This is a genomic window from Bradyrhizobium septentrionale (assembly GCF_011516645.4).
GTDB classification, from domain to species: domain Bacteria; phylum Pseudomonadota; class Alphaproteobacteria; order Rhizobiales; family Xanthobacteraceae; genus Bradyrhizobium; species Bradyrhizobium septentrionale.
Map to the genome: position 1 here is coordinate 1,546,688 of NZ_CP088285.1, position 15,568 is coordinate 1,562,255.

12 protein-coding genes are annotated in these 15,568 nt (G+C 65.5%); 3 read left to right on the plus strand and 9 right to left on the minus strand.

The annotated features are described in order from the left end of the window. Positions 1-13: 13 nt before the first annotated feature. The 8 genes from HAP48_RS09325 to HAP48_RS09355 form a co-directional block, all read right to left on the minus strand. A complete protein-coding gene (locus HAP48_RS09325) occupies positions 14-1,111 on the minus strand; it encodes a calcium:cation antiporter (protein WP_029085512.1) in 1,098 nt (365 codons plus the stop codon). Positions 1,112-1,166: 55 nt separating this feature from the next. Next, positions 1,167-1,985 (minus strand): alpha/beta hydrolase, encoded by an 819-nt coding sequence (locus HAP48_RS09330; protein WP_166216665.1) that lies wholly within the window; start codon positions 1,983-1,985, stop codon positions 1,167-1,169. 15 nt (positions 1,986-2,000) lie between these two features. Further along, positions 2,001-2,135, minus strand: coding sequence for a hypothetical protein (locus tag HAP48_RS49970; RefSeq protein ID WP_275949036.1), 135 nt, complete (start codon positions 2,133-2,135; stop codon positions 2,001-2,003). Positions 2,136-2,181: 46 nt separating this feature from the next. After that, on the minus strand, positions 2,182-3,579 hold the full coding sequence (locus HAP48_RS09335) for an NAD(P)(+) transhydrogenase (Re/Si-specific) subunit beta (protein WP_166214012.1): 1,398 nt from the start codon (positions 3,577-3,579) through the stop codon (positions 2,182-2,184). 43 nt (positions 3,580-3,622) lie between these two features. Further along, positions 3,623-3,940, minus strand: a complete 318-nt coding sequence (locus tag HAP48_RS09340) for a proton-translocating transhydrogenase family protein (protein WP_016841609.1) — start codon at positions 3,938-3,940, stop codon at positions 3,623-3,625. An 11-nt stretch (positions 3,941-3,951) separates the two neighbouring features. Continuing rightward, on the minus strand, positions 3,952-5,076 hold the full coding sequence (locus HAP48_RS09345; protein ID WP_029085509.1) for a Re/Si-specific NAD(P)(+) transhydrogenase subunit alpha: 1,125 nt from the start codon (positions 5,074-5,076) through the stop codon (positions 3,952-3,954). Positions 5,077-5,218: 142 nt separating this feature from the next. Continuing rightward, positions 5,219-5,371 carry an aa3-type cytochrome c oxidase subunit IV gene (locus HAP48_RS09350; protein WP_029085508.1) on the minus strand — a complete coding sequence of 51 codons (153 nt, stop codon included), beginning with the start codon at positions 5,369-5,371 and terminating at the stop codon, positions 5,219-5,221. A 266-nt stretch (positions 5,372-5,637) separates the two neighbouring features. Further along, positions 5,638-7,554 carry a M3 family oligoendopeptidase gene (locus HAP48_RS09355; RefSeq protein ID WP_166214011.1) on the minus strand — a complete coding sequence of 639 codons (1,917 nt, stop codon included), beginning with the start codon at positions 7,552-7,554 and terminating at the stop codon, positions 5,638-5,640. A gap of 142 nt (positions 7,555-7,696) precedes the next feature. Between HAP48_RS09355 and HAP48_RS09360 the strand changes: the two genes are divergently transcribed. From HAP48_RS09360 to HAP48_RS09370, 3 genes are all read left to right on the plus strand, one after another. After that, on the plus strand, positions 7,697-9,187 hold the full coding sequence (locus HAP48_RS09360) for a sigma-54-dependent transcriptional regulator (RefSeq protein WP_166214010.1): 1,491 nt from the start codon (positions 7,697-7,699) through the stop codon (positions 9,185-9,187). Between the two features lie 306 nt (positions 9,188-9,493). Next, entirely contained in the window at positions 9,494-11,785 is a 2,292-nt protein-coding gene (locus HAP48_RS09365) for a L,D-transpeptidase family protein (protein WP_166214009.1), read from the plus strand. 268 nt (positions 11,786-12,053) lie between these two features. Beyond that, a complete protein-coding gene (locus tag HAP48_RS09370) occupies positions 12,054-13,649 on the plus strand; it encodes a peptidoglycan L,D-endopeptidase MepK (RefSeq protein WP_224496983.1) in 1,596 nt (531 codons plus the stop codon). A 31-nt stretch (positions 13,650-13,680) separates the two neighbouring features. On the opposite strand, the gene HAP48_RS09375 is transcribed toward HAP48_RS09370, so the two are convergent. Beyond that, entirely contained in the window at positions 13,681-15,447 is a 1,767-nt protein-coding gene (locus HAP48_RS09375) for an adenylate/guanylate cyclase domain-containing protein (RefSeq protein WP_166214007.1), read from the minus strand. Positions 15,448-15,568: the final 121 nt, after the last annotated feature.

The window sequence follows — 15,568 nt, forward strand, 5'->3', positions numbered from 1 at the left end:
TCATTCTCTCCCATTACGGCACGAATACCATGAACACGAACACGGCGAAGACCACCATGTGAACGAGCCCGAACAGGATGTTGGTGCGGCCGGTTCCGAAGGTGAGCATGCTGACCATGAAGGTGAGCAGCAGGATCAGCATATGCTGGTTGCTGAGCCCGAGCACCAGCTGCTTGTCGAGCGCATAGGCGGCAACGGCCACCGCGGGAACCGTGAGCCCGATGGTGGCGATCGACGAGCCGAGCGCGAGGTTGATGCTCTTCTGCAGGTCGTTCTTGCGCGCCGCCGCCACCGCGGCAACGCTTTCCGGTAACAGGATCAGGGCCGCCACCACCAGGCCAGCGAAGGCCGGCGGCGCCCCGATCTTGACGGTCACGACATCGACCACCAGCGAGAATTTCTTGGCCAGCAGCACCACCGCCAGCAGCGAAGCCAGCAGCAGGGCAACGCTGATCGCCGTCATCCGGTCCGACATCACCTCGCCATGCGCCGCCGCCTCGTTGGCGCCGCTGACGAAATAGTCGCGGTGGCGAATGGTCTGGGTGTAGAGGAACACCGCATAAAGCAGCAGGGTCACCACGCTGATGACGGCGAGCTGGGCCGTGGAATAGACCGGCCCCGGCGCAGTGAGCGTAAAGTTCGGCATGTCGAGCGTGATGGTGGCGAGCACGAACAGCACGCTGAGGTAAAGGTTGGCGCCGGTGATCTGGAAATCCTGCTCGCGGTAGCGCAAGCCACCGATGAAGATGCAAAGCCCGACCAGGCCGTTGCAGACGATCATCACGACCGCGAACACCGTGTCGCGCGCCAGGGTCGGGGCCGGCGTGTCGCCCAGCATGATGGTCGAGATCAGCGCCACCTCGATGATCGTCACCGCCAGCGTCAGCAGCAACGTACCGAACGGCTCGCCGATCCGCTCGGCAATCATCTCGGCATGGTGGACGGCCGCAAAAACCGTGCCGAACAGGATCACGAGCAGCACGGCCGCGAACAGCCAGCCAGCGGCGGACGGTGCGAAGGCGTAGCCCGACGCCGTGACGGCGACGAACAACAGCATCGCCAGAACGGGATACAGCCAGGACGACCGTGGCATCGGTGCGTGCGCGCTCATGTCGTCAGCCCCCTCAATTCGACCGGCCCGATTATGCGACAGACGATCGCCGCCGTCAGCCTTTTGCGGCGTCGATAAACCGCCTCGCCGTCTCCATCGCACCGAAATCGTCGAGATTGTCGTGCCCGCCGCCGGGCAAACGCACGAACTGCTTGGGCTCACGGGCGAGGCCGAACAGGCGCTCGCCGAAGCGGATCGGGATCACCGGGTCGTTCGTGCCGTGCATGATCAGGAGCGTCACGGTAACGCCGGTGATTCGCCGGTCGGAGTGGAATTGATCCCGCATCAACAGGCTGACCGGCACATACCAGAAGTGCGCGCCGGCGACGTCGGCGGTCGATGTGTAGGGCGCCTCCAGGATCAGTCTGCCGACCGGATGTTCGGCAGCGAGCGCAACCGCGACGCCGGTGCCGAGCGAGAATCCCCAGGCCACGATCTGCTCGGCGCGGTAGCGCGCGGTGGTGAACGCGTAGGCCGCCGCGGCGTCCTGCAGCAGCCCCTGCTCGCTCGGAGATCCGCTCGACCCGGCGTAGCCGCGAAACGACAGCGCCACCAGCCCGGTGCCGTCGGCCGTGATGGCCTTGAAGCGCGCGACGCGGCCGGCAAGGAAATCGCCATTGCCATGAAAGAACAGCACCACGGGCCGGCCCGGCTTCGCCGGCACATGCCAGACGATGACCTTCTCGCCGTCGGCGGTGGTCAGGACATGCTCCTCGGCTTCGGGAAAGCCGGCGGCGGCCGGCGCGGTGCGCCCGACCGGCGGGATCGGAAACAGCAATTCGCGCTGCTTGACGAACAGCACCGCGAGCCCGCCGAGATAGACGACGACCGCTGCGATCACGAGCCATTTCAAGATTGCGAGTGCCAGCGCCATCACCGGTGGCCGCTTCTATGTCTTGCCGCGGAGCTTGCGCAGCTTCTCGACGTCGGACTTGATGCTGTCGGGGATTGGCCGGCAGGCGCACGCCTTTGCATGCGCGACATGCCACTTGATGCGCTGCTCGCGCGTGGCCCGGGGCGGCATGCGATGGGTTCGATGCCACTCCCGATTCAGGACCATTGCCGCCGCCCTACATCGCCTTGACGATGTTTTCGGTGACCTTCTTGGCGTCGCCGAGCAGCATCATGGTGTTGTCGCGGTAGAATAGCGGGTTGTCGATGCCGGCATAGCCCGACGCCAGCGAGCGCTTGATGAACATCACGGTGCCGGCCTTCCAGACCTGCAGCACCGGCATGCCGTAGATCGGCGAGGTCTTGTCCTCTTCCGCCGCCGGGTTGGTGACGTCGTTGGCGCCGATCACGAAGGCGATGTCGGCCTGGGCGAACTCGGAGTTGATGTCCTCGAGCTCGAACACCTCGTCATAGGGCACGTTGGCCTCGGCCAGCAGCACGTTCATGTGGCCGGGCATGCGCCCCGCCACCGGGTGAATGGCGTATTTCACCTCGACGCCTTCCTTCTTCAGGATGTCGCCCATCTCGCGCAGCGCGTGCTGGGCCTGCGCCACCGCCATGCCGTAGCCGGGCACGATGATGACCTTGGATGCGTTCTTCATGATGAAGGCGGCATCATCCGCCGAGCCAAGCTTGGCGGGCTTCTGCTCGCCCGAGCCGCCACCGGCGGCCGCGGTCTCGCCGCCGAAGCCGCCGAGGATCACCGAGATGAACGAGCGGTTCATCGCATGGCACATGATGTAGGACAGGATCGCGCCGGAGGAGCCGACCAGCGCGCCGGTGATGATCAGCGCCGAGTTGCCGAGCGTGAAGCCGATGCCGGCCGCGGCCCAGCCGGAGTAGGAATTCAGCATCGAGATCACGACCGGCATGTCGGCGCCGCCGATCGGGATGATCATCAGCACGCCGAGCGCCAGCGCGATGATGGTGATCAGCCAGAAGTCGAGCGCGCTGCCCGACAGCACGAGGCCGACGATGAAGAACACCAGCGCCAGCGCCAGCACGATGTTGATGACGTGGCGGAACGGCAGGATGATGGGCGCGCCGCTCATCCGGGCCGACAGCTTGAGGAACGCGATCACCGAGCCGGTGAAGGTCAGCGCGCCGATCGCGACGCCGAGCGACATCTCGACCAGGCTCTGCGGATGGATGTTGCCGGGCGTGCCGATGTCGAACGCCTCGGGCGCATAGAACGCACCGGCGGCGACCAGCACCGCGGCCATGCCGACCAGCGAGTGGAACGCGGCGACGAGCTCGGGCATCGAGGTCATCGGCACCCGGCGCGCGATCACCGCGCCGATGCCGCCGCCGATCGCGATCGCGACGATGACCAGCAGCCAGGCCACGCCGTCGGCCGGCGGATGGCTGGCCAGCGTGGTGGCGACGGCGATCGCCATGCCGATCATGCCGAACATGTTGCCCTGGCGCGACGACGCCGGGCTCGACAGGCCGCGCAGCGACAGGATGAACAGCACCCCCGCCACGAGATACAGAGCAGCAGCCAGATTGGCGTTCATCTCAGGTCCCCCTTTGTCTTCGTCACCCCGAGGTGCACGCCGCTCACTTTGCTTTCTTCTTGTACATCGCCAGCATGCGCTGGGTGACAAGGAAGCCACCGAAGATGTTCACGCAGGCGAAGATCAGCGCGACGAAGCCGAAGCCGCGGGCCCAGCCCGAGCCGCTCGAGACCATGCCGACGCCGACTGCGAGCAGCGCACCGACCACGATCACCGACGAGATCGCGTTGGTCACGCTCATCAGCGGCGTGTGCAGCGCAGGCGTCACCGACCACACCACGAAATAGCCGACGAACACGGCGAGAACGAAAATCGACAGCCGGAACACGAACGGATCGACGGCCTGCGCGAGATGCTCCATGGCTTCTCTCCTTACTTCGGCTGGAAGTTGGGATGGATGACGGCGCCGTCTTTGGTCAGCGCGGTGGCCTTCACCAGCTCGTCGTCCCAGTTGACCGCGAGCGCCTTGTTGGCCTTGTCGACCATCGTCTCGATGAACGAGAACAGATTGCGCGCATACAGGCTCGAGGCCGAAGCGGCGACGCGGCCGGCGACATTGGTGTAGCCGACGATCTTGATGCCATCTGTCTCGACGACCTCGCCGGGCCTGGCGCCCTCGACATTGCCGCCGCGCTCGACCGCGAGATCGACCAGCACCGAGCCGGGCTTCATCGATTTCACCATCTCGCCGGTGACCAGCTTCGGCGCCGGGCGGCCCGGGATCAGCGCGGTCGTGATGACGATGTCCTGCTTCTTGATGTGCTCGGCGGTGAGCGCGGCCTGCTTGGCCTGGTACTCCTTGGACATTTCCTTGGCGTAGCCGCCGGCGGTCTGCGCGTTCTTGAACTCCTCGTCCTCGACGGCGAGGAATTTCGCGCCAAGCGATTCCACCTGCTCCTTGGTGGCGGGGCGCACGTCGGTCGCGGTGACCACGGCCCCGAGCCGCCGCGCGGTCGCGATCGCCTGCAGGCCGGCGACGCCGACGCCCATCACGAACACTTTCGCGGCCGGAATGGTACCGGCGGCGGTCATCATCATCGGGAAGGCGCGGCCGAAGGCCTCGGCGCCTTCGATCACGGCGCGGTAGCCGGCCAGGTTGGCCTGCGAGGACAACACGTCCATCACCTGGGCGCGGGTGATGCGCGGCATCAATTCCATCGCGAAGGCGGCAATGCCGGCATCGGCCATCGCCTTCAGCGCGGCATCATTGCCGTAGGGATCCATGATCGCGATGACCAGCGCACCGCGCCTGTACTTCGAGAGTTCGGAGGCCTCGGGCCGCTTCACCTTGATGATGATGTCGGCGTCCTTGAGCGCGTCGGCGCTGACGGTGGCGCCAACCGCGGTGAACTCCGAATCGGGCAGGCCGGACTTGATGCCCGCGCCCGGCTCGACCGCGACCTCGGCGCCGATCGCCTTGAACTTCTTGATGGTGTCGGGCGAGACCGCAACCCGCGGCTCGGACGGATCAATTTCCTTGGCAACGGCAATCTTCATGGGCCCTCCGGCGGCGCGAGCCGCGCACGCGTCTTCAAACTAGCGTTATTTTCGCCAGATTGGATACCCGGTTTTTACACCCGGGTTCGATCAGGAATTCTGGCACCGCCGCGGGACGGCGATGCCGGTAGCCGATCAGGGATCAGACCAGGAAATAAGCCATCAGGGCGAGAATGATGGCGACGGTGATGCTGCCGTATTTGACCAGGATGAGAAACCCCTCGTAGGTCTGCTCATGCGCCACGTAGTCGTTGCCGTCGGCGGTCGTGTAGGCCACTTCGCTATGGTCTGCCATCGCTGTCCCCAGTCAGAAATTCGCGTTCTGCGAGCCATTACCGCAAACGGGTTGGCAGGGCAACGGCGCGGTCCCGATCGGGCGATTTGAAGCGCAAATCGTCCCCGGCCCAGACGGTCGAGCGACGGCCAGCGGCCGCCGCGGGGGCAGGATTGATCTCCCAAACGCGAGCGTCATGGAAGGATCATGCCGTCAGGCGCAAAAACGCCGAATGACCCTGCCCGAACACCGGCCCGGCCAACCGTGCAGCGGAGGGCCGTTTGGCCTCAACCCATCGCCTCCAGCTCGTCGATCATGCCGGCGATGACGGACAGGCCGCCGTCCCAGAATTTGGGGTCCTTGGCGTCGAGCCCGAACGGTCGCAGCAGCTCGGAATAATGCTTGGTGCCGCCGGCCGCGAGCATGTCGAGATAGCGCTCGGCGAAACCGTCGGACGCATGCTCGTAGACCGCATAGAGCGAGTTCACCAGGCAATCGCCGAACGCGTAGGCATAGACGTAGAACGGCGAGTGGATGAAATGCGGGATGTACATCCAGAACGTCTCATAGCCCGGCTTGATCTCGATCGCGGGCCCCAAGCTCTCGGCCTGCACGCTGAGCCAGATCTGGCCGATCCGCTCGGCGGTGAGCTCGCCGTTCTTGCGCTCGGTGTGAACCGCGCGCTCGAATGAATAGAACGCGATCTGCCGCACCACTGTGTTGATCATGTCCTCGACCTTGCCCGCGAGCAGCGCCTGGCGCTGCTTTGCGTTTTTGGTCTGGGACAACAGCCGCCTGAAGGTCAGCATCTCGCCGAACACGCTCGCGGTTTCCGCCAGCGTCAGCGGCGTCGGCGCCATCAGCGCGCCGTTCTTCGCCGCCAGCACCTGATGGACGCCATGGCCGAGCTCATGCGCCAGCGTCATCACGTCGCGCGGCTTGCCCTGATAATTCATCAGCACATAGGGATGCGCCGACGGCGTGGTCGGATGCGAGAACGCGCCGGGCGCCTTGCCGGGACGGACCGGCGCATCGATCCAGCGATCGGCGAAGAAGCGCTCCGCGATCTCGGCCATCCGGGGCGAGAAGCCGTTATAGGCCGACAGCACCATGTTGCGCGCCTCGGGCCAGGCGATGGTGCCGGTCGCGGCAAACGGCAGCGGCGCGTTGCGGTCCCAATGCGGCAGCTTCTTCTTTTTGAACCAGCCGGCCTTCAACGCGTAATAGCGGTACGACAGTTTCGGATAGGCCGCGCGCACCGAGGCGACCAGCGCATCGACCACCTCGCGCTCGACGCGGTTGTTGAGATGGCGGGAGTCCGCGACATCCTGGAAGCCGCGCCAGCGGTCGGAGATTTCCTTGTCCTTGGCGAGCGTGTTGGTGATCAGCGCGAAGGTGCGCTCATTGTCCTTGAAGGTCTTGGCGAGCGCCTGCGCGGCGGACTTGCGCTTGTCCCCCGCCTTGTCCTGCAACAGGTTCAGCGTCGGCTCGATCGCGAGCTCCTTGCCTGAGACCTTGAAGCGCAGGCCGGAGATGGTCTGGTCGAACAGCCGGTTCCAGGCGGCGTAGCCGCTCTGCGCCTTTTCGTGGAACAGCTGCTCGACGCGATCCTCGAGCTGGTACGGCTTGTCCTTGCGCAGATCCTCGATCCACGGCCGGTAATGACCGAGCGCGGGTTCGGCCATCGCGCGCTCGATCACGTCATCGTCAACGCGATTGAGCTCCAGCGCGAAGAACAAGAGATGCACCGACGCCGCCGTCAGCCGCTCGGACACATCGCCATAGAATTTCGAAATCGCGGGATCGACGCTGTCGCCGGCATGGACGAGGCCGGCATAGGAGCCGAGACGGCCGGCCAGGTCGTCGATCGCCTCGTAGCGCCTGACCGCCTCGGCAAGCCACCTCCCGCCGCCCTCTTTGGCGGTATTTTCGGCCAGCTTGCCCTTGTAATCGGTCTCAAACGCGACGCAATCTGCATCCATTTTCTGTAGGTCACGGGCGACTTCTGGCGCGTCGATACCGGAGTAGAGATCCGCCAGATTCCATTCCGGCAGCTTGCCGGTCTTGCCGGCCGGCTTTTTCGCCGCCGGTCCGGCTGCGGCCGGCTTGCGTTGCGCGACCGTCTTGCGTAACGCGGATTCCTTGCGGAGGGCTGCCTTGCTGAGAGCAGACTTGTTCGGAGCAGATTTGGAGCGCGAGGTCATCTTGTTCGAAACCTTAGTTCAGTCGGAAAGATGTCGGCGGCGGCGGAATGAAAGCGGGTTTGCAACGTTTAAGAGTGCGTTAATCGGCATCGGCGACAGTGCCCCGATTCGAGACAAATAAACGTAGCGTGCGGGGAAAACCATGGCTGCCACCATTTTGATCGCCGATGATGACGCAGTACAGCGTCGTTTGGTAGAAAACATGGTGCAGAAGTGCGGCTATGAGCCCCTCGTCGTGGACAGTGGCGACGCGGCGATAGCGGCACTGACCGCATCCGAGACGCAGGCGATCGACGCCGTCGTGCTCGACCTCGTGATGCCGGGCCTCGACGGTCTCGGAGTCCTCGCAAAAATTCGTGAAGCTGGTTTGAACGTCCCGGTCATTGTGCAGACCGCGCATGGCGGGATCGACAATGTGGTGTCGGCGATGCGCGCCGGCGCCCAGGATTTCGTCGTCAAGCCGGTCGGCTTCGAACGGCTGCAGGTGTCCCTGCGCAACGCGCTCAACGCCTCCGCCCTCAAGGGCGAATTGCAGCGCATCCGGCACAGCCGCGAGGGCCGGCTGACCTTCTCCGACATCATCACCCGCAGCGAGGCCATGGCCGGGGTGCTGCGCACCGCGCAGAAGGCCGCCTCCTCGACGATCCCGGTGCTGATCGAGGGCGAGTCCGGCGTCGGCAAGGAACTGTTCGCGCGCGCCATCCACGGCAGCAGCGAGCGCAAGGCGAGGCCGTTCGTCGCAGTGAACTGCGGTGCGATCCCGGACAATCTCGTCGAATCGATCCTGTTCGGCCATGAGAAGGGCGCCTTTACCGGCGCTACCGAGCGCCATCAGGGCAAGTTCGTCGAGGCCCATGGCGGCACGCTGTTCCTCGACGAGGTCGGCGAATTGCCGCTGGCCACGCAGGTGAAACTGCTGCGCGCGCTGCAGGAAGGCACCGTCGAGGCGGTCGGCGGCCGCAAGCCGGTCAAGGTCGATGTCCGCATCATCTCGGCGACCAACCGCAAGCTGCTCGATCTCGTGAAGGGCGGCCAGTTCCGCGAGGACCTGTTCTATCGGCTGCACGTGCTGCTGCTGACCATTCCGGCGCTGCGGCAGCGGCGCGAAGACATTCCGCATCTGCTGCGGCATTTCCTGGCGCGGTTCTGCGCCGAGGAAAACCGCAACATCACCGGCATCACCGGCGAGGCGATGGCGCATCTCGCCCAGCTCGATTGGCCGGGCAACATCCGCCAGCTCGAGAACACGGTGTACCGCGCCGTGGTGATGAGCGATGGCGACCAGCTCGGGCTGGCCGATTTCCCGCAGGGGTCGGCGCATCCGGCGCCGGAGGGCAAATCCTTGCAGGGCGAGCCGCTGGTGGTGTCGCCGTCCACGGCACCTGCCATGATTTCCGGTAATGATATACCGGTTGCAGCCCCCCTCCCCACCGCGGGCGGCCTCCCGATGCTCAATGCTGCGGGCGAGGTGCGCCCCCTGGAAGATCTCGAGAACGAGATCATCCGCTTCGCGATTTCGCATTATCGCGGACAGATGTCGGAGGTCGCGCGCCGGCTCAAGATCGGCCGCTCGACCCTCTACCGCAAGCTCGACGAAGCTGCGGCCGGCACGCGCACAAGCGACGCCAGCTAGGCGCAGGCGCCGGCAAGACCATACCAGGGAACCTTTTGAACCGTGTCGTGGCGGTGACAGACAAAGGCTGTGCCGCGTGGCAAAAACGCACGGCCCGAGCGAAATCAGCTGCTTCGAGGTCAGTTTGTCGTGAGTTGCCCCGTATGGCGCTGGCTGCATAAGAGCGGCAAATGTATCGTCTGCGTCAATTGCGTGCAGGCGTGCGAGTCGATCGAAGAGCCGGCGCTTTCGCGCAAGCTATGAAACCAAATACTGACTTGAACTGTTCCAGAGAGCGAGGGGCAGTTCCACCCAGGGGGTGCGATAATGCGTGACTGTTCGAACCATCGTCGAGGATTTGACCGCGTCTTGATGGCCGTCGCGGCGACCTTCCTCACGGTGTCCGCGACCTCAGCCTTCGCGCAGGACACGCCTCGCTCCAGCGCCTCGGAACTCGCGATCGACGCCGCGATCCCGCGCCCCGAACCGGCCAATGTGCCGCCGCCGACCGCAGGCGATTTCAAGGCCGACACCACCGCCGCGCTCCCCGACGCAGCCAAGCCGGCAGATGTGAAGCCGGCCGGCGTGCAGGCCACCGAGGCCAAACCTGCTGATGCGAAGCCGGTTGACGCCAAACCGGCAGAGCCCAGCACGGCCAAGGCCGCCGAGCCGAAGCCCGCCGATGTCGCCACGACGCCGGCAACGACGCCCGCCGATGCGCCCAAGGCAGATACCGCCAAGACGGATACTGCGAAGACAGATCCCGCGGTCGTGCCGCCTCCGGCATCACCCGCCGCTGCAACTGCCACAGCGCCTTCGGCAAGCCCCGCGCCGGCGACGGCCGCAGCTCCGGCTGCCGAACCCGCGAAGGCTGCGAGCAACGTTGCCGCCGAGGATCTGCCGGTTGCCGACAGACTGCGCGAACAGCTCGCCGGCAAGTCGCTGCGCACCTTCGATCGCAAGAATGAGCGCGCGGCGGCCGAGAAATTCTATTCGGCCCGCGACTACGCGCCGGTCTTCACCAAGGCCGGCAAGTTGACCGAAGCCGGCAAGGGCGTGATCGCCCGCCTGAAGGACGCGGCCGCCGACGGCCTCGATGTTTCAGACTATCCGGTGCCGGATTTCGCCGCGGCCACGACATCAGATGCGCTGGCCGACGCCGAGCTGAAGCTCGCGGCCAGCATGCTGGACTATGCACGCCAGGCCCAAAGCGGCCGCATGCACTGGTCGCAGGTGTCGGCCGACATCCTTTATCCGGAGCATCCGATCGATGCGGCGGAAGTCTTCGCGCATGTGACCTCCGCCAAGGACGCCTCCGCCGCGCTCGACAGCTACAACCCGCCGCAGAAGCTCTACAAGGAGCTGAAGCAGAAGCTCGCCGAGCTGCGCGGCCAGGGCGACGGCCCGGTCATCACGATCGCCGACGGCCCCGCGCTCAAATACGTGCCGGCGCGCAAGAAGCAGGCCGCGGTCGAGATGGACGATCCGCGCGTGCCGGACCTGCGCAGCAAGCTCGGCGTCACCGAGAATGCCGACAGCACCAAGTATGACGCGACGTTGGCGCGTGCCGTGGAGAAATTCCAGAACAGCGTCGACCTCAAGCCATCAGGCGTGCTCGATGAGCGCACGGTCAAGGCGCTGAACAGTCCGAAGCGCGACCGCCAGATCGACGCCGTGATCGTCAACATGGAGCGCTGGCGCTGGCTGCCGCGCCAGCTTGGCGCCGCCAATGTCGGCAACGCCTATGTGATCCTCAACATCCCCGACTACACGCTGAAGGTGATGCAGAACGGCGCGCAGGTCTGGACCACGCGCGTGGTGACCGGCAAGCCCGGCCAGCACGCCACGCCGCTTTTGACCGAGACGATGAAGTACATCACGGTCAACCCGACCTGGAACGTGCCGCCGTCGATCATCTACAACGAGTATCTGCCGGCCCTGCAGCAGGACCCGACGGTGCTGCAGCGCATGGGGCTGAGGCTCGAGCGCAACCGCGACGGCTCGATCCACATCTCGCAGCCGCCGGGTGAAGCCAACGCGCTCGGCCGCATCCGCTTCAACTTCCCGAACAAGTTCCTGGTCTATCAGCACGACACGCCGGACAAGAACCTGTTCGCCAGGGACGAGCGCGCCTTCAGCCACGGCTGCATGCGCGTGCAGAACCCGGATCAGTACGCTTCGGTGCTGCTCAACATCGCGATGCCGAACGACCATTACACGCCGGAGAAGATCCGCAGCATGTACGGCTCGAGCGAGATCGACCTGAAATTCGCGACGCCGATCCCGGTCAACATCACCTACCAGACCGCGTTCGTGGACGACGCCGGCAAGCTGCAAATCCGCCGGGACGTCTACGGCCGCGACGCCACCATGCTGTCGCTGCTCAAGAACAGCCGCAGCAAGGATCTCGAGACCGTGGTGGCACATTCGCAGCCGAGCTATTCGCGTCCACCGAGCAGCAGCCTGCCCCCGGGCGTCAACGTCGCCGGCGACAACAGCGGCTTTAATTCCTCCGGACCGAACTTCTTCGAGCGCCTGTTCGGAGGATTCGGACAGGCGGAGCCGCAGCCGGTCCGTCGCGGCCAAGCCCAGCAGCAGCGCCGGGTGATCACCCGCTAAGCTGTTTCTCCGGCCAGATTGAGATAAATTTTCAAGTAAAATCAACGATCTCGCTCAAAAAGCGGGATCGTTTATGTTAACCATTACCCACCTCTGCCGCGGAACTGGGCTATCTTTTGCCACAGTCGCCCAGTTAGTTAAGCCTAACTTGGGGGCGGGTCGGTAAACCTCGGTTAACCGTCCCGCTTTAAGAAAGCGTTCACCGTCTTTCGCGGGGGGTCTGCGAAAGGTGCCGACCGAACGCTCGTCGACTTGGGTGGGCTCATTAGTGCTGGCTGTCTTCGCACGCCGCTGCAATCTGCTGTCGCTGCCTAAGGCCGGGTACCAAGTCGGCCTGAGCGCGCTGTTGCTATTGGCGGGCGCGGGATCTGTGCACGACGCGACGGCGCTGAACCAGACCCGCACCCTCTCCTTCCACCACACCCATTCCGGCGAAGACCTCACCGTCACCTTCAAGCGTGATGGCCGCTACGACGAAGCCGCGCTGAAGCAGCTCAATCACTTCCTGCGCGACTGGCGCTCCCAGGATGAGACGGTGATGGACCGTCACTTGTTCGACATCCTCTGGGAAGTCTATAGCGACGTCGGCGGCAAGCAGCCGATCCAGATCATCTCCGCCTATCGCGCCCCCGCCACCAACGCCATGCTCCGCCGCCGCTCCTCGGGCGTTGCGCGCCACAGCCAGCACATGCTGGGCCATGCGATGGACTTCTTCATCCCGGGCGTACCGCTGGAGCAGATTCGCTTCGCCGGCCTCCGCCTGCAACGCGGCGGCGTCGGCTTCTATCCGACCTCGGGCTCGCCGTTCGTCCATCTCGACACCGGCAGCATTCGCCACTGGCCCCGCATGACCCGCGATCAGCTGGTCAGGGTGTTCCCCGACGGCCGCACCGTCCATGTCCCGACCGACGGCACGCCGCTGAAGGGCTATGAGCTCGCCAGGGCCGACATCGAACGCCGCGGCGATGGTGACAATGCAGCTGTTATCAGCAAGCCGAACCTGTTCGCGAAACTGTTCGGCGCCGGCAAGTCGGGCGACGACGAGGACGAAGGTTCGTCTGCTGTGAACGACAAGCCCGCGGCCAATACCGTGGTCGCAGCCGCAGCGCCCGCCAAAGCCGCCGATCCCGTTCCGATGCCGCGCGCCAAGCCGCAGCAGTTCGCCGCCGCCATCCAGCTTGCCGCCGCCGACGCGCAGCTCGTCCCGATGCCGAAGGCCAAGCCCGCGGTGCAAGTGGTGCAGACGGCCGAGAGCACCGCGCCGCAATCGCCCGCTGACATCATCAATGCCCGCGGCTTCTGGGGTGACGATTCAGCGGCGCCGAAGCAGGCATCGGCGGCGCAGATCGCCGCGCTGAAGGCCCGTGAAGCCGTCGGCGCCGCCGACCCGCAGACCACCGCCAGCGCGACCGAGAACTTCAACAAGGCACTCGCCTACGTTCCGGCCAGCTCGCCGGTCGATCGCGCCAACATCGTCGCGGCGACGGCGCCGATCCCGCGCAATGTACGGCCGACCCGCAATGCGGCTGCGCCGGCCACCGAAATCAACACCGTCGTTGCGAAGGGCGCGCCCGGCCAGGGCGTGATCACCACGTCGGCGCGGATCTCTGCTGCCAAAGGCAACGACGTCTGGATGCGCGTGGTGATGCTGGCGCCGAGCGCGAGCACCGGCATGCTGACCACGGTGCTGGGCGACACCGACATGAGCCTGATGCGGGCGCACTTCGTGAAGCCGCAGGCCGCCGTCGCCATGACCTTCTCGGAAGATCCGATGATGGGCATGACCTGCGACCGCTTCTCGGGCTCGGCGACAAGTCTCCTGACGACCCAGTCGTTCGTGCTGCGCACCGCCTCGCTGCGGTAAGCTCTTCCCACAACATCCTTCATCGAGCCGGTCAGGCCGGCAGTCCTGCCTTGAGCAGGCCGGCCTCGTAGCGCGCCCGGTCGGGTTCGCGCTTGTAGTGCTGGGTCGTCAGATGGGCGGCGACCGAGAAGGCCGGCTCGCGCTTCATCACCTCGGCGGCGTGCGCGGAGGCCGCCACCGGGTTGCCCATCTGCGCCAGGGTCGCCGCGAGGAAGGCATGATGGGTGTGGTCGGCCCGCGTGATCCGCGAGAACGCCTCGGCCGCATCGGCGTATTTCTCGGCACAATAGCAGGCGCGGCCGAGATGGCTCCAGAAGCGCTCCGGATGGAACGGATTGAGGCGCATCGCCCGCTTGATCCAGTCAATGCCCTCCTCCGGCCGCCCGAGCCAGGTCAGCAGCTCGCCCTGCTGCACCACGACGAGGTCATAGTTCGGGTTGAGCGCGAGCGCGCGCTCCTGATGGAAGGCTGCCTTGTCATGGTCGTCGCGGTTGAGGTTCAGCGCGGCGAGGATCCGGTGCACGTCGCTGTCGTTGTCGTCGAGCTTGAGGGCGATCTCGAGCTCTGCGGCCACCTGGGCGAAGGTCGCGTCGCGATCCTCGCACCAATTGTAGACCCAGGTCTGCCCGAGCACGCAGGCCCGCCAGGCGTGCGCATGTGCATAGTTGGGGTCGAGCACGATGGCCCGCTCGAGCAGGCGCTGCGCCTCCGCATTGTCGTCGCGCGCCGAGCGATGATGCAGCACCTTGGCAGCCAGCACGCACTCATAGGCTGCCATGTTGTCGGTCGGCTTGCGCTTGACGCGGTCATGCGTGGCGGCCTCGACGCGCCCCGGCAGCGTCGACACGATCGCGCGCGTCATCTCGTCCTGGATGGCGAAGATATCGGCCAGCTCGCGGTCGTAGCGCTCGGCCCAGACGTGCCGGTCCGCCTCGGCATCGATCAGCTGCACCGTGACGCGGATCCGACCGCCGGCCTTGCGCACGCTGCCCTCCAGCACATAGTCGACCGCGAATTCCTTCGCGACGTCCTGCACCTTCACGGCCTTGCCCTTGTACACAAAGGTCGAGTTGCGCGAGATCACCAGCAGATCGTGGAAGCGCGACAGCTCGGTGATGATGTCCTCGGTGAGCCCGTCGGCGAAGAATTCCTGCTCCGGATCGCCGCTCATGTTGACCAGCGGCAGCACCGCAATCGACGGCTTCCTGGCGACGACGGGCGCCGCCGCCGCCCCCTTCGGGTGCTCGGCAACGGCCCTGGCATCCGACGAGAGATGGACGCGGAAAACCCGGATCGGGCGTGCGATGTTCTTGACGGTCTGATCGCCGAGATCCTCGAAGCTCAGATCTTCCAGGCGATCGCCGACCTGATCGCGGACCGCGCCGGAAATGCAGATGCCGCCGGGCTCGGCCAGCACCTCGAGGCGCGACGCGACATTGACGCCGTCGCCGAAGATGTCGGCGCCGTCAACGATCACATCGCCGAGATTGATGCCGATACGAAACTGCATCCACCGTGCCGGCGCGACGTCGGTGTTGCGTTTGGCCATCCGGCGCTGGACCTCGGCCGCGCACAGCACCGCATCGACGACGCTGTGGAACTCGACCAGCAGGCCGTCGCCGGTGGTCTTGATGATGCGGCCGCGATTCTTGGTGATGGCGGGATCGATCAGTTCGATCCGATGGGTCTTGAGGCGCGCAAGGGTGCCCGTCTCGTCAGCCTCCATGAGCCGACTAAAGCCGACCATATCGGCGGCGAGCACCGCAGCGAGCCGGCGCTCTGGTCCTGGCACGTCCATTTGAACGATCTGCCCGGTTACCTCGCCGGGCAGTCTAGCAGTTCACGGGATTTCACCCAAGCCTTGTTCGCTGAACGCGCCTCGGGCGCCCGAAAGGCCGCCCGGCGCGCTTGCCGGCCGA

Excerpts from the sequence above, each read along its gene's own strand:
- HAP48_RS09330 (WP_166216665.1), bottom strand. The coding sequence starts at position 1,985 with ATGGCGCTGGCACTCGCAATCTTGAAATGGCTCGTGATCGCAGCGGTC.
- HAP48_RS09345 (WP_029085509.1), bottom strand. The coding sequence starts at position 5,076 with ATGAAGATTGCCGTTGCCAAGGAAATTGATCCGTCCGAGCCGCGGGTT.
- HAP48_RS49970 (WP_275949036.1), bottom strand. The coding sequence starts at position 2,135 with ATGCCGCCCCGGGCCACGCGCGAGCAGCGCATCAAGTGGCATGTCGCG.
- HAP48_RS09350 (WP_029085508.1), bottom strand. The coding sequence starts at position 5,371 with ATGGCAGACCATAGCGAAGTGGCCTACACGACCGCCGACGGCAACGAC.
- HAP48_RS09365 (WP_166214009.1), top strand. The coding sequence starts at position 9,494 with ATGCGTGACTGTTCGAACCATCGTCGAGGATTTGACCGCGTCTTGATG.
- HAP48_RS09335 (WP_166214012.1), bottom strand. The coding sequence starts at position 3,579 with ATGAACGCCAATCTGGCTGCTGCTCTGTATCTCGTGGCGGGGGTGCTG.
- HAP48_RS09355 (WP_166214011.1), bottom strand. The coding sequence starts at position 7,554 with ATGACCTCGCGCTCCAAATCTGCTCCGAACAAGTCTGCTCTCAGCAAG.
- HAP48_RS09375 (WP_166214007.1), bottom strand. The coding sequence starts at position 15,447 with ATGGACGTGCCAGGACCAGAGCGCCGGCTCGCTGCGGTGCTCGCCGCC.
- HAP48_RS09325 (WP_029085512.1), bottom strand. The coding sequence starts at position 1,111 with ATGAGCGCGCACGCACCGATGCCACGGTCGTCCTGGCTGTATCCCGTT.
- HAP48_RS09360 (WP_166214010.1), top strand. The coding sequence starts at position 7,697 with ATGGCTGCCACCATTTTGATCGCCGATGATGACGCAGTACAGCGTCGT.
- HAP48_RS09340 (WP_016841609.1), bottom strand. The coding sequence starts at position 3,940 with ATGGAGCATCTCGCGCAGGCCGTCGATCCGTTCGTGTTCCGGCTGTCG.